Origin of the sequence: Paenisporosarcina cavernae (assembly GCF_003595195.1) — a bacterium.
Classification (GTDB): domain Bacteria; phylum Bacillota; class Bacilli; order Bacillales_A; family Planococcaceae; genus Paenisporosarcina; species Paenisporosarcina cavernae.
In genome coordinates this window covers 1,101,283-1,114,948 of the sequence record NZ_CP032418.1, presented here as the reverse complement: position 1 = coordinate 1,114,948, position 13,666 = coordinate 1,101,283, and the positions used below count along the sequence as shown (strand labels likewise).

Annotated in this window: 15 protein-coding genes; 2 read left to right on the top strand and 13 right to left on the bottom strand. The window is 36.5% G+C overall.

The features are described 5' to 3' along the window. Positions 1–62: 62 nt before the first annotated feature. The 6 genes from D3873_RS05565 to prsW form a co-directional block, all read right to left on the bottom strand. Positions 63–638, bottom strand: a complete 576-nt coding sequence (locus tag D3873_RS05565; protein ID WP_119883116.1) for a lysophospholipid acyltransferase family protein — start codon at positions 636–638, stop codon at positions 63–65. Next, the gene (gene cmk / locus D3873_RS05560) at positions 635–1,312 is read right to left on the bottom strand and encodes a (d)CMP kinase (protein WP_119883115.1); all 678 of its coding nucleotides are present in this window, start codon (positions 1,310–1,312) and stop codon (positions 635–637) included. The genes D3873_RS05565 and cmk overlap by 4 nt, the downstream gene beginning before the upstream one ends. Positions 1,313–1,389: 77 nt before the next feature. Beyond that, positions 1,390–2,037: a flagellar brake protein gene (locus D3873_RS05555; RefSeq protein WP_119883114.1), complete on the bottom strand. Its 648-nt coding sequence runs from the start codon at positions 2,035–2,037 to the stop codon at positions 1,390–1,392. A gap of 87 nt (positions 2,038–2,124) precedes the next feature. Then, positions 2,125–3,414, bottom strand: coding sequence for a PepSY1/2 domain-containing protein (locus D3873_RS05550; RefSeq protein ID WP_119883113.1), 1,290 nt, complete (start codon positions 3,412–3,414; stop codon positions 2,125–2,127). A 12-nt stretch (positions 3,415–3,426) separates the two neighbouring features. Further along, a complete protein-coding gene (gene sleB / locus D3873_RS05545; RefSeq protein ID WP_119883112.1) occupies positions 3,427–4,158 on the bottom strand; it encodes a spore cortex-lytic enzyme in 732 nt (243 codons plus the stop codon). A gap of 421 nt (positions 4,159–4,579) precedes the next feature. Then, entirely contained in the window at positions 4,580–5,251 is a 672-nt protein-coding gene (gene prsW, locus D3873_RS05540) for a glutamic-type intramembrane protease PrsW (RefSeq protein WP_119883111.1), read from the bottom strand. Positions 5,252–5,315: 64 nt separating this feature from the next. On the opposite strand from prsW, the gene D3873_RS05535 reads away from it, so the two are divergent. Then, positions 5,316–6,269: an asparaginase gene (locus D3873_RS05535; RefSeq protein WP_119883110.1), complete on the top strand. Its 954-nt coding sequence runs from the start codon at positions 5,316–5,318 to the stop codon at positions 6,267–6,269. Between the two features lie 270 nt (positions 6,270–6,539). On the opposite strand, the gene D3873_RS05530 is transcribed toward D3873_RS05535, so the two are convergent. The 7 genes from D3873_RS05530 to D3873_RS05500 form a co-directional block, all read right to left on the bottom strand. Continuing rightward, on the bottom strand, positions 6,540–7,517 hold the full coding sequence (locus D3873_RS05530) for a YpdA family putative bacillithiol disulfide reductase (protein WP_119883109.1): 978 nt from the start codon (positions 7,515–7,517) through the stop codon (positions 6,540–6,542). Between the two features lie 4 nt (positions 7,518–7,521). Then, positions 7,522–8,433, bottom strand: coding sequence for a MerR family transcriptional regulator (locus D3873_RS05525; RefSeq protein ID WP_238473828.1), 912 nt, complete (start codon positions 8,431–8,433; stop codon positions 7,522–7,524). 93 nt (positions 8,434–8,526) lie between these two features. Further along, positions 8,527–9,273: a metallophosphoesterase gene (locus D3873_RS05520; RefSeq protein ID WP_119883107.1), complete on the bottom strand. Its 747-nt coding sequence runs from the start codon at positions 9,271–9,273 to the stop codon at positions 8,527–8,529. Positions 9,274–9,375: 102 nt separating this feature from the next. Next, a complete protein-coding gene (locus D3873_RS05515; RefSeq protein WP_119883106.1) occupies positions 9,376–10,005 on the bottom strand; it encodes a CBS domain-containing protein in 630 nt (209 codons plus the stop codon). Between the two features lie 63 nt (positions 10,006–10,068). After that, positions 10,069–10,683 (bottom strand): LysM peptidoglycan-binding domain-containing protein, encoded by a 615-nt coding sequence (locus tag D3873_RS05510; RefSeq protein ID WP_119883105.1) that lies wholly within the window; start codon positions 10,681–10,683, stop codon positions 10,069–10,071. 81 nt (positions 10,684–10,764) lie between these two features. After that, a complete protein-coding gene (locus D3873_RS05505; RefSeq protein ID WP_162920142.1) occupies positions 10,765–12,192 on the bottom strand; it encodes a RecQ family ATP-dependent DNA helicase in 1,428 nt (475 codons plus the stop codon). Next, positions 12,167–13,216, bottom strand: a complete 1,050-nt coding sequence (locus D3873_RS05500; protein WP_162920141.1) for a YpbB family protein — start codon at positions 13,214–13,216, stop codon at positions 12,167–12,169. Before D3873_RS05500 ends, D3873_RS05505 begins: the two co-directional genes overlap by 26 nt. Positions 13,217–13,324: 108 nt before the next feature. Between D3873_RS05500 and D3873_RS05495 the strand changes: the two genes are divergently transcribed. Further along, positions 13,325–13,573 carry a ferredoxin gene (locus D3873_RS05495; protein ID WP_119883102.1) on the top strand — a complete coding sequence of 83 codons (249 nt, stop codon included), beginning with the start codon at positions 13,325–13,327 and terminating at the stop codon, positions 13,571–13,573. The last annotated feature ends 93 nt before the right edge of the window (positions 13,574–13,666 follow it).

The window sequence follows — 13,666 nt, the reverse complement described above, 5'->3', positions numbered from 1 at the left end:
CATCTATTCATTTTATGCCAATATTTCAAGAAATACAAAAATTTACACTTTAAATGACCAGCTTATTTATCTAATAATGTTTGGATATGTTCCATGATGACTGCAGTAACTTCTTCTGCATTCGCTTTTCGTTCTTTTAACTCAGTTAAGTCAATTGGTTTTCCATAACGAACCTTTAAACGTTTAAATGGTTTGTATGGTCCAATAATGGCACACGGAATCACATGGGCATCGCCTTTCATTGCAAAAAAACCTGCACCTGAAAATCCCTTTCCTAATTTGCCATCTATACTTCTTGTCCCCTCTGGGAATAAACCCATCACTTCCCCTGATTTTAAGAGAGAAATTGCTTTACGAAGCGCATCTCGATCACTCATTCCACGTTTAACAGGAAAGGCATTTAATTTTGGGATTGCCCATTTTAGGACGGGCATATGAAACAATTCCTCTTTCGCCATAAAATGCACAGGTCTTGGTGAAGTGATTCCAACCACTGGCGGATCAAGTGCCGAAATATGATTTGCACAAATAAGCACTCCGCCTTCTTTTGGGAAATGCTCTAATCCCTCTATATCAAATCGATACATTGGGTTCAATAATTGCCAAACAGTGCCTTTAATTACTTGATAAAATGTCATGATGCCAACCTCTCTTCTGCAAGTCGAATAATTTCATCTCGAACTTCTACAATTGTCATAGAAGTTGTATCCAGAAAAATTGCATCTTGCGCTTGAACAAGAGGGGAAGCTTCGCGTTCGCTATCCATTTTATCTCTAGTAGCAATTTCTTCTTCTAAGCTTGCAATGTCTGATTGTATTCCTCTTGCTTCATTGTCTAATAGTCGTCGTTTAGCACGCTCTTGAACGGTAGCTGACATAAATATTTTCAATTCCGCATTTACTAAAACGTGTGTTCCGATATCTCTGCCGTCCATGACAACTCCTGAACTTGCGGCCATTTTTAATTGTCGTTTCACCATTTCTGCTCGAACATTCGCATGAGCTGCGACTTCTGAAACATTAGATGTGACATCATTTGACCGGATTTCTTGAGAAATATCGTTGCCATCCATCACGACGCGTTGTCCACTAGGAGAGGGGATTAAAGCAATATCTGTTTGCTCCAACAAGTAACCAATGGCATTCCCGTCAGATAAGTTTATGTTTTCATTCATTGCTTTATACGTAATAGCGCGATACATCGCTCCAGTATCGATATATGTATAACCAAGCTTTTCGGCAACCATTTTTGCAATCGTGCTTTTTCCAGCGCCTGCAGGTCCATCGATTGCAATTTGAATATAGTTTTTCATCGTAAAATACCTCCATTTAACTTCAAATTATTGTACCATAAAGGCAGAAAAAGAAGCCTAAAAATTAGGCTTCTACATTACTCTACTTCTTTTTTTCGCTTTAATAATTGTCGTTCAAAACAAAATCGAACAATATATTGCTTATCCACATCATCTGTTTCCATAAAATTCACGGATGCTATTTGGATAAAATCTTTTTCCCAAAATCTTGTTACCATCGCTTTTGTTTGAATGTATTTCACATCTCCGTTCGCAAATGGTAGAGATACGGTTAAATCGATTTCATCCCCTTCTTTAAAGTTAACAGGGTTGTTAAGAATGATCGCTGTACCTCCAGCACTAATATCTTCAGCGACAAATTGACTAAAATCGCCTTGATATTCGACGGCAATATCGACAGGTGTTTCTACTCGAACAAATTCTCTACGCTGAATTTTAAGGACTTCTTCCATTTTCGGAAAGGAAAGCATGATCATCGGAATTTGACGCTTTGTTCGACCCAGTACTTCTGTTTGAAAAGCATATGCCGCTTTTTCATCTTCCACAAAAGAGGCACGTAATTGTGCTCCCTCCATTAAAAAGACAGTTCTTTTTGTAATAGAATCAGTCGGATAATCAATGTAAAGTAGATTTTCCTTTTCCTCCACTACTTTGCAGCGGTACTTTTCCATTGAGTCCGAATAGCTAGGTTCTAATGTTAAAATGGTTCCAACTTTCGGCTTCATACTTCATGCCTCTTTTCACAATACGTTTACCCGTATTATGACATGTGTTCAAAAAAATTTCTACCTCTTTTTAGTTGAAAAGTACTACTAAGTGAGGGGTTGAACCTTTAATACTTCAAATGTTTCGGTATCCACTAATACGCGGAACGTTTCACTGGTCTTTTTAGTTGTTTGCGTGACGACAAAATCGTGTACTAACCGTTGAACAAGATAATCATTTTCGGTATATGCATAATCATGTGACTGCACAATAACATCTGGTGTGAAAAACGTTTTCGTATCAATAGGCAAAATTTCTTGCTCGGAGATTTTTTCCTTTTGTATATATTCCATTGTATTTACCCCTAATAGCTGCCCATTATCTTTAGCGAGTTTAAGCTGAACACTATCATCATACACTTTGACTTGCTTGTCCCCTACAACACGAGCATAAGCAAAGTGCCAAACGAGGTTATTTTCCAGTTCTTGTGTATTTTGCACATCTTGAATACCTAATTGTTGAAGATATTTCTTCCCTTTTTCACGAAGTTCCTTTTGACTCATCGCAGCTTGGCCAATTGGACGATTATTTATAAAAGATAGGAGATTTCCCCCTTTTTCTGTGAAGTCCGCATATCCAGATGCATCTCCTAATTTAAATGAAACCTCGAAAAAAGGATATGGTGCGTCTTTTTTACTTTTACTTGTCGTTAATTTTGCTTTTGCTAATTCGGGAAATAATTGTTTAAATTTTTCTTCCACTTGACCTTGCGTCCATTTTTTCTCTTTTAAATGCTTTAATTCAATTTTCTTTTGGACATCTTCTTCACTTGTCGTCAATGGGAAATCGCTTTCAGAATACTTTTTCACTTGTGTGTACAAGCCATTAAAATTCGTTTTTGCGATCGGTTCATCGAGTATTTTTTTTGTTTGCTTAATAGATGTAGGTTGACTTAATTGAATACTTGATGCTTTGTTCCAATCTTGTTCAAAAGACTTCATATTGACAACAACACCAGCTGCGACTTGATCCCACTTCTCTGCAGGTATTTTCGATTGCGCAGTGAGTTGTGCACTATTTCCTAACCGACCCAAATAATTCATCCATTGATTTCGAAATTCTGTGTGGATTGGTAACATCCCGATATCATTTTTTAATTCAGAACTTAATCTCCAGACATCCTCTAGCGGTTTTTGTCGAGCTATTGGATCTTCGAACATTCTTGACTGATCGACAGCATCCCTTAAATGCACCATCTTTTCAGAGGTATCACTAATTCGTTGCGTATATTGTGCTTGAAGTGCTTGTTCCACATCTTTTTTTGCGGAGTAAGCTTGAATCCATAAAACAAAAAATGCAATTGCTGCAATAACTACTAACAAACGAACAATTTTCATCCTTCTCACTCCTTACATGCAAAAAATATGCTGTCCGATTTTTTTAATCTGAGGACGAGACCATATCCATTTGCTTGTAGCAGTCTCCGGATTAAAATAATAAATGGCATTTTCAGTAGGATCCCATCCGTTTAAAGCATCTAACACAGCCTCTTTCGCTTGTTCATTTGGTTCTAACCATATTTGCCCATCATCGACAGCAGTAAATGCTCCAGGTTGAAAAATAACTCCGGAAATAGAATTAGGAAATTCAGCATGTTCTACTCTATTTAAAATCACGGCTGCTACTGCAACTTGACCTTCAAAAGGTTCACCTCTCGCTTCTCCATAAACTGCGTTAGCAACTAATTGCAAATCTTTTTCCGAGAAAGTAGGAGGAAGTTGCTCTGTCTTTTTTTGTTGACCATAATGCGTGAATTTCTTGCCTTTTTTTATTTGTGTTTGAACAAACTTTTGATCGTATTTTGTCACACTTACTAATTTTTGTTTTGTTTTTTTACCTGCTATACCATCAATTGGCAGTCCAAACTGTTCTTGGAATTTACGTACTGCCCAATAGGTGTTATAACCAAATTTGCCATCAATAGGAGAGGTATAGTACCCGATATATTGTAGCCGTGATTGAAGTTCTACTACATCATCCCCATAAGCACCTCGTTCGAGCACTTGATCTGTAAAAGCATGTGGCGTTGTTGCACCAACAAGAAAAAATAGTAGCAATAATGCTAATCCTCTTTTTTTCATTTCATTCGCTCCTTTTTCCAACTAGTGTGGATAATTTCGGGAATTTTATGCAATCTAGTTTTAAAAGTCGAAGCGTTTCAATCCATTTAGTTAACTTAAGTCTCCCATTAATCACTTGCAAAACATCCTATTTTTATCCTTTATAATTAGCGTTGTGCTTGTAAAAATATTTTCATAAACAAGCAATTTAGTTGTTCAACCATTGTAAGTATCCATGAAAGAATGTAAGTTCATCGTTTTGCAAGACCCTCTCTTTTCTCTTACTTTTCCATCATTTTTGAATTATATTCCTGGTTTATTCTTCAGTGACGGTAGTTATTTACTCTTAAAATGAAAAAACCGAACGATTCCATTCGTCAGAAAAAATGATGAATGTTCGTTCGGTTTCGGTTTTTTTAGTTGTCATTTCTATAATGTTACGCTAGGAAAGAATGTCGTTTTTATATTTTAAAGCATGGCTGTGAGCCGATTTCACTTTTGATAGACCAAGCAGCCACAAAAAAAGCATAAAAGGGATCATGAAAATTAACCATCCCTCTTTTAGAGAGAGGATACTGTTATACAGAACATGTAAAGCCAACGGTACAAAGATCGCTAGGAATAGAAGAGGCTTTTTTGATTCATGCATAGCAAATTTAGATTTTCCTATGTAGTATCCCATAACGACACCGAATAATGCATGGCTTGAAACTGGTAATAATGCACGAAAAAATGCTGTTTCCACCCCATATGTAAATACATACAGTATATTCTCAACTGTTGCAAAACCAAGCGAAATACTAGCTCCATATAATATCCCATCATATGGATCATCGAATTCCACGTGCTGATATATAGCGATGAGTAAAATAAACCATTTAAAAAATTCTTCTAAAGAGCTTGATATTAGGACGTCCCGAAGATAGGAATGCCCTAAAAAATTTTCTTCTTCGAATACAAATTGTAAAAACAGGAGAGGAAACGTTAAAATAGCACCATAGAGAAATGTTTGAAATAATGTTTTGGACGGTTCACTTGCTATATCATTTCGTAAGTAAAAAAAACTTAATAGCGCAAGTCCAGGTGCTATCGCAACAGACAAAAGAAATAACATGTTTTCCCTCCTTCAAAATAAGTATAGCACGAGATATGTAAAGGGAAATAAAGGAGACTACGATGTGAAAAAAATTGGCGTAATACATACAGGTGGGACAATCTCGATGCACATGGATTCTTCCATAGGAGCAGTTGTTCCAAGTGATCAACATCCTCTAAAACAAGAGAATCATCTTTTAAAATCGTATGCTCATATTGTGGAGTTTGAACCATTTCATTTACCATCACCTCATGTAACACCAAACGAAATGCTTCATCTTTCCTTATTAATAAAAGAGATCGCCATTTCAGAGAATTTGGATGGTGTGATCATTACACACGGAACAGACACGCTCGAAGAAACAGCATACTTTTTAGATTTGGCACTCCATCTAGATATCCCTATTATTTTGACAGGTGCCATGCGCTCTTCAAATGAAATAGGTGCAGATGGTATTTATAATTTAATTTCTTCCATCCGAGTGGCTATCCACCCTGATTCGAAAGGAAAAGGCGTTTTAGTCGTAATGAATGATGAAATACATTCCGCACAAAATGTTACGAAAACATCGACTAGTAATGTCAGCACATTCCAAAGTCCTCAATATGGCCCAATCGGGTTAATTACAAAAGAAGACATCCATTTTCATCACATGGCTTTTCAGCACCAACGCTATGAGGTGGAATCACTACATGGAAATGTATTTTTATTGAAAACATATGCGGGAATGGAATCTGCACTTCTTGATGCCGTGATTCAGTTACCTGTTAAAGGGATAGTGATAGAAGGATTAGGACAGGGTAATGTACCTCCTAGTTTAGTTCCTGGAATCATAGCATTACGTGAGCGTCATGTTCCTGTTATTATGGTCTCAAGATGCTACAACGGCATTGCACAACCTGTTTACGGATACTTAGGTGGTGGAAAAATGTTAGAACAATATGGCGTTCGATTTGAACATGGATTAAGTGGGCCTAAAGCCCGGATAAAATTGTTATTAGAGATTTCTGAGCAACACACAGGTTTTAAAAAATAATTCATACCTTCTTTGGCACCATAATACTCTCTACTTTTCTCATAAAAAGGAAATCCGAACGATTGTTCAACATTCCATTCAGAGTGTCGAAATCGTTCGGATTTTTTTAAAATGCCTTTTCGCTTTTCATTGACTAAAACGCTGCCTAATCAAAATAGGAATCTTAACTAGATGTAGGTTCTCATTTGAAAATGATGAAGTTTTTAAAGTTGTCAACGAATGCTGTTCATTGTAAAAATTTAACCATTTATGAAACAAAGTATATTTCAATTATTCGTTTGTTTCCAATGATTTTGAATCGATATCTGCTGCAATTGCATGCCCATGAAATCGTCCATTTTCAATAAATATTTCGTTTGCATTGTTACCGGCTGCAATGACTCCCGCTATATATAAATTCGGAACGGATGTTTCCATTGTTTCTTCTTTCACAATTGGTCTTCCGGTAAGATCATCCAGCTCCACTCCACAACTTTTGAGGAATTTATGATCTGGATGATAACCGATCATTGCAAAAACAGCATCTGCTTTTAATTCCTTCGTTTCGCCATCTACATTTGCAATGACCGAACTTTCTTTGATAGAGGAAACTTGGGAATTAAAATGCATGGTGATTTCCCCGTTACGTACTAATCCATCAAACTCAGGTAAAATCCATGGTTTAATACTTTTCGAATACTCCGTGCCTCGGTAAACCACTGTTACTCTTGCGCCGGCCTTGTTTAATTCTAACGCAGCATCGATAGCCGAGTTCTTTCCTCCAATTACGACAACATCCATATCAAAAAATGGGTGTCCCTCTTTAAAGTAATGATAAACGTGCGGCAATTTTTCTCCATCAATACCTAACATATTTGGTTGTTCATAGTAGCCTGTTGCGATTACGACTCGTTTTGTTAAGTAAGTAGATTTGTTCGTCATTACTTTGAACTCATTTTCAATTTTTGTGACGTCAAGTACTTCCTCTAATCGGTGTAATCTCAGTTTATGCTGTTTTGCCACTTCACGATAATAAACTAGCGCTTGATTCCGAGAAGGCTTTCGTTGCTCTACAATGAAAGGAACATCTCCAATTGCTAGTTTTTCACTCGTACTAAAAAATGTTTGATGCGTTGGGTAATTGTAAATTGCTTGAACAATATTCCCTTTTTCTATAATTAAAGGATTAAATCCTTTCTTTTGCAGTTCAATTGCAGCGGACATACCGCACGGTCCACTACCAATAACGATAATTTCTTCTTGTTTCAAAAAATCACACCTTACGTTCAGACTTAGAATTCCCTTTTATCCAATTATCCCATTCGGATAGTGTCGTACCTATATGCTTCTCTTGTAAATAATTTGATCTTTCAATTGCTTTTCCACCTAAGCCTATTCGGATCTCAGGAAATGATTCCTGCAATTCATGCAAGAGTTCAATTGTTTTAGGTAAGTTCCGATCCAATGTAACCGACAGGATCAATAGTTGCGGACGAATCATCGGAAGCACACTTTTAATATCTCCGTCTTTCACGGTACTACCTAGATACACCACGTCATATCCTTTACGTTTTAAGTAAATCGAGAATATTTGCAGACCTAACTCATGCCATTCTCCAGGACCACACACAGCTAATACTTTTGGAAGCATTGGATTGGCAGGGAAACTTTGCATGATACCGCTAATTCTAGATCGAATAATCGATGTAGCAAAATGTTCATGTGCGGTGGTAATTTTATCCTCTTCCCATAAATTTCCTACTTTAAACAAAACAGGTGAAAGAATGTCGAAAAATACTTTTTCGAGAGTAAAAAGATTAAATGTTTGATCTAAAAGCTGTTGTGCTGAAATTTCATCAAACGATAGAAATGCATGCACTAACTCTTCTTGTATCCGTTCCACTCTTTTTTGATCTGTTTGATCTTTTTTAACATCATCAATCTCAAACGCATTACGTTGTTCAAATAGCGAAACAGCTTGGCTAATCGTAAATCCTGTTTCTATTTTGTTTTGCAACCATAAAATCATATCGACATCTGCATCTGTATACAGTCGATGACCTATGTCATTTCTAATTGGACAAAGTATATGATATCTTCTCTCCCAAGCGCGAATGGTACCCGGAGATATCCCTACTAACTGAGAGAATGCTTTCATATTGTATTTTCCTTGTTGTTCTGCCACTATAAACATCTCCTAGAAATCGCTTGGTAAACAGTGCTTAGTTTACTGAAGTTATTCCCCATTGTAAATGATTGGTATGCAGTCGAAACACATTCACGACGTAATCGTCATAATGTGACATTCCGCAATCGCGCCAAAACGAAAAGGTAAGAAAGTTGTTCCATACCCATTACTAATCAGCTGAAAGTAACCATCTTTCCTTTCAAAAGAGCCTAAATCCTGTAAACCCCATTTTCCTAACCGAATCTGTCCTCCGTGCGTATGACCAGATAAACATAAAAAAGGATGATAGTTTTCCATCACTTTTCGAATAATGGCAGGAGTATGAGAGATAAACACAATTGGGATATCTGAATGGCAATTTTCAAATGCTTGTGTGATATTACTTAATCCAGCAGTTGTGTCATCTATTCCAACCAATTGTAAGGAATGGCCATCTATCTTTACGCACCGGTTTGATAAAATTTCTACATGATATTTCATCAGTATGCTCTCAAGTTTGTGTTCTCCAACTTCTCGATCATTGTTGCCGTAAACAAAATAAGTTGGAGCAATTCCTGTTAATAAACGAATATTTTCTTCGGTCTTTTTAATCGGTACAGATTCTTCCGTTAAATCTCCACCAATAATGATGAAATCTACAGAGTCTTTTATTTTTTTCAACAGTTGTTTGCTTATTTTTCGATGATGAATATCAGAAATAAAAAACAACTTAATATCTTCTTCAATCGGAATTGGCGAAGCAACTTTATGATGTCTAATCACGGCAAAATGTGCCAAAAAGAACATAAGTGCGACCAACGCTATACAGACGAATAATAGAATGCCAACAATTTGCAACTTGATCTCCTCTTTCACTTACCTTTAACACTGTAGCATGATTGTCTCATCATTTCTTATAGAGCGAATCGAAGAAAGAAAAAAGAAGGGATACCCCCTTCTTTAGTCTTCTTCAATATGGAGAACTCGAAATCCTGATTTTTCTAAGTCGTGTAAAAACGATGGTAAATTCCCTCGCTTTTCAACTTTCAAGACGATTCGACGAAGTAACTTGTCAGTTTCGTCAAACGTTACAAGTGAAATAACTGATTCATGATGTTTTTCGATAATGTCTCCAAGACGTGCAATTCTTCCTTCTGCTTCAGAAGAAGTGAATGAAATTCGAATTCCATCTTTTTTCATACCAAAAGCACTTTGGAATTCATTCATCATATCATAACGTGTTACTAAACCTAAAAATTTCCCTTCCTCTACAACAGCGATAATTGGAAAATCATTTAGTTGGTAAAAAGATTTTTCAAAAACATCTTCCGATGTGAGATAAACCTCTTGCATCGTAACTAAGTCGAGAACCGTCATATTACTTAAAAAATCCTGTTTCTCTTTTCCACTATAAAAGTATTCTCTATAGACGATGTATCGATTTAACAATCCTTTATATTCTTTCCCATCTAAAACCGGAAGAGCATCCAATTGTTTTTGTTCAAGAATTTCTAAAGCTGTTTCAACGGATTCACCAGCTTGAATTGTTAGGCATTTTTCTTTTGGGATCATGACACTTTTAGCAAACATATAAACCCTCTTTTCTTTTGGATATCTTTAGATATATTCGCCAGAAAAGGATAAAATCCTTTTTTATGGCAGAATTAATTCTTGCCCAGCAGAAATGGAGTCCGAAGATAATCCATTCGCTGCTTTAATTTTGTCCACAGCAGACGGATCATTATAATAATTCATAGCAATTCGATAAAGTGTCTCACCTGGCGCAACAGTATGCGTTTTACTTCCTTGGTTAGGTGTCGAATCAGTGCTCGATTCGTCGTCACCAGCTTGCGTTCGTTCTTCAGCAGGTTCCACTATAGGCGTGTCAGATGATGGAACATCTTCCGATACATTATCTTCCGTACCTGTATCTTCCTTCTTATCAATTGCATCCTCTTCTATGTTCTCATCGACATTCGTGTCTGAGCTATCTGTAGTCGTGTTCTCTTCGTATGTAATACTTTCATCCACGGTTGTTTCTGTAGCGGATGGATCGTAGAAAAATTGAATATAGATTAAAAAACCAATTGGAATCATGATAAAAATAAAAAACAATATTGGCATTAATGGATTTTTACGATTCGATTGTTTCGTAACAGCTTGTTTTTTCGACGTCCTTCTCGTTCGTCGTGATGGAGATGACTCTTCTTCTAAATTCACAGCTTTTCGATGTCGTTCGATACTATCTTTATACTCTTCATTACTCATGTAAATAAACTCCCTTTTTTAAAACAGTCTATCATTATTATGACGAATAATTCCCTATTTGGAAATAAGCATTTCCACTCATTACAACAAATTTCGCAATCGATTTAACCAGTCGCTGTTCTCTATTAGTGGTTTTTCTCGTGTAAACGAAAGAATCAAGGAAGAAAATTCTGCATCACACACCGAACAACACGGAGTCTGCTGATCCGTCAAATCTTCCCCATAATATTCTACTAGTTGTTTTCGTATACATCTGTCCTCATAGAAAAGTGACTGAACCGCGAATATATCTTTCATTTTGCCTGCTTTTAAACGGTTAAAATGGGACTCTAATTCCTCATACTGTAATCTTTCCTTCCAATACGACCAGATTCGAAGCTTTGTTTCTTCTACTAATCCATTTTCAACTAACTCTGAGAGAGACCCTTCATAGTGGGTAAATAAAGACAAATCACTTTCATTTACCATTCCATTTGTTTTCGTGAAAATTGTTTTTTCATGGTCACGCTCATGTAAAAGAATAACGGATGCAGATTGAACTCCGTCTCTACCCGCTCTTCCTGATTCCTGCATGTATTCATGAATAGAACCCGGTAAATAATCATGTATGACAAAACGGACATCTGCTTTATGGACACCCATTCCGAATGCACTTGTTGCAACTATCCAATCTAACTCCCCGTTGATGAATTGTTGCTGAATGATGAGTCGATCTTCCTTCTCTAAACCGGCATGATAGGCTACAATAGAATATCCTTTTTGACGCAGGATTTCTGCATAATCATCCGCTTTTTTTCGCGATAACGTGTATACAATTCCCGAAGTAGAAGTTTGATGCATTAATTCTTCTATTCGCTCAAGTTTACTTGTTTCGTTTGGCAGAAACTCTGTTTGATAGTAGATATTGTGTCGATTGACAGATGATTGAAAAACACTCGGTTTCTCTAACCGAAGTACCTTTTCAATATCTTGACGAACCTGCCTCGTTGCAGTTGCCGTTAAAGCAAGCTTTTGTACGTTCGAGTACTCTCCAATCCACTCTTCTAAACGTAAATAATCTGGACGGAAATCTGATCCCCACTGTGAAATACAATGCGCCTCGTCCACGACTATTAGTGAAATGACGGATTCCCGTAGTATGGAACGTACATCTTGCTGCATTAACATCTCTGGCGAGAGAAAAAGATATTTGTACGAATTTACTTGACGAAGGATTTCTCTTTTTTGCACACTCGATTTTAATGAATTAAGAGAAGCACTATTTTTTAATCCCATTTTTTTCATTTGGTCAACTTGATCTTCCATTAAAGAAAGTAACGGAGAAATGATTAAAACTAAACCTGGTAACAAAAGTCCACTTAATTGATAGGTAAGCGATTTTCCCATTCCAGTTGGTAAAAATGCAATGACATCTTCACCAGCTAAAATGCTTGTAATAATTTCTTTTTGAGAACCTTTAAATGAATCATATCCAAAATAGGCATTAAGTGTTTGATCCAGTCTGTCCATTTCCATTCTCCTTCCAAGTTAATAGTAAACGTAATTCAAAGTAGGAAAAAGTTGGTAATAATGGTTTTAATGCAGATAGTTTGAAAGATTCTACATTTTCCAGAACCTTTTCTCCCATTAATCGTTTCGAATCCTCTAAAAAAAACGCCATAACGTCAGGATATACTGATGCGATCTCGACAAAATGATCTTCAATCGTACTACTTTTCAGCCTTCTTTTATTGGCGATGTCATGCAACACATACCCTTGTTGAAATAATTCCCACGTTTTTTGTGCAGAATTTGTCAATTCTTTGCTAGTGTATAAATCAGCACTAATTGACACCAAAATTGGGTATTTCGTTTGTTCCTTTTCAATTGTATGAATCAATTTCTGCAAAATCATCACATAGTAAATATACACATCGTACTTTGTGAGGTGAAATTTATCCGCTAGTTGACTCCAAGTTAACGACGTAACGGATTTTCCACTTAAACGATAGACGAATATAGCTCTTTCAATCGGAGGAAAAATGGCGGAAGTTAATACATTTTCTAATTCACGTAAGACATTCCTCTCTACTCCCTGATAATATGTATTACGTATCCACACCTTCACATATTGGCGAATTCGTTCGTCTCGAATCATTGGAACAAAATGTCGATCTCTTTTAGAAAGATGGGACAATGTTTGAATGATTAAATTCAAACGGTTTCCAAAAATCAACTCATTGCCTTTAAATTTCCAACCGAAAAGTGAAGGAGCAGGGTGATTCTTTCGCATTTCCATCCCCAAAGATGTAAGAATGAGCGATTCCCCTTTTCGGACTATTAATTCCTCTTTCACTAGTTTTTGCAAATACGCATCATATTCCTTTACGTTTAATTTTGGTAGCAAATGAAAAAAAGGATATAGTTTTAGTTGATGAAGATCCTGTATCGTTTGACCTGAACGTTTTCCTTGTAAAATATAGTAAGGTGCACGGAAGGATCTTTCTCCCTTGAAATTTTCGATGAGTTCTAAAAGGATAGAAGTAAAAAGCACGATGTCCCCTCCGCGTCGTAGTAGGTGATGGTTGAAGTTTCGCATAAACAATATTAGAATAAAAAGATAAGCTTGTGAAGTTGGAGCGGATATAAAGGAGAGATTGGAATGGCGAAATACACGATTGTCGATAAAGATACATGTATCGCATGCGGTGCATGCGGGGCTGCTGCACCAGATATTTATGATTATGACGATGAGGGAATTGCGTTTGTTATTTTAGATGATAACATGGGTACGGCTCCGATACCAGATGAACTAGAAGAAGATATGCAAGATGCATTTGAAGGTTGTCCAACAGATTCCATTAAAGTTGCAGACGAATCGTTTGATGGAGATGCGCTTAAATACGAATAATTTAATACCATTAACTCGAACCGTTATTGACTGATTCTATTCAAAAATGGTTCGAGTTATTTTATTGCAAATAAGCACCATTAAAAATCTCTA

Bases quoted from the DNA above. Each gene is read 5' to 3' on its own strand.
- prsW (WP_119883111.1), bottom strand. From the start codon at position 5,251: ATGTTATTTCTTTTGTCTGTTGCGATAGCACCTGGACTTGCGCTATTA.
- D3873_RS05555 (WP_119883114.1), bottom strand. From the start codon at position 2,037: ATGAAGCCGAAAGTTGGAACCATTTTAACATTAGAACCTAGCTATTCG.
- D3873_RS05515 (WP_119883106.1), bottom strand. From the start codon at position 10,005: ATGTTTGCTAAAAGTGTCATGATCCCAAAAGAAAAATGCCTAACAATT.
- D3873_RS05550 (WP_119883113.1), bottom strand. From the start codon at position 3,414: ATGAAAATTGTTCGTTTGTTAGTAGTTATTGCAGCAATTGCATTTTTT.
- D3873_RS05510 (WP_119883105.1), bottom strand. From the start codon at position 10,683: ATGAGTAATGAAGAGTATAAAGATAGTATCGAACGACATCGAAAAGCT.
- D3873_RS05495 (WP_119883102.1), top strand. From the start codon at position 13,325: ATGGCGAAATACACGATTGTCGATAAAGATACATGTATCGCATGCGGT.
- D3873_RS05565 (WP_119883116.1), bottom strand. From the start codon at position 638: ATGACATTTTATCAAGTAATTAAAGGCACTGTTTGGCAATTATTGAAC.
- D3873_RS05505 (WP_162920142.1), bottom strand. From the start codon at position 12,192: ATGGACAGACTGGATCAAACACTTAATGCCTATTTTGGATATGATTCA.
- sleB (WP_119883112.1), bottom strand. From the start codon at position 4,158: ATGAAAAAAAGAGGATTAGCATTATTGCTACTATTTTTTCTTGTTGGT.
- cmk (WP_119883115.1), bottom strand. From the start codon at position 1,312: ATGAAAAACTATATTCAAATTGCAATCGATGGACCTGCAGGCGCTGGA.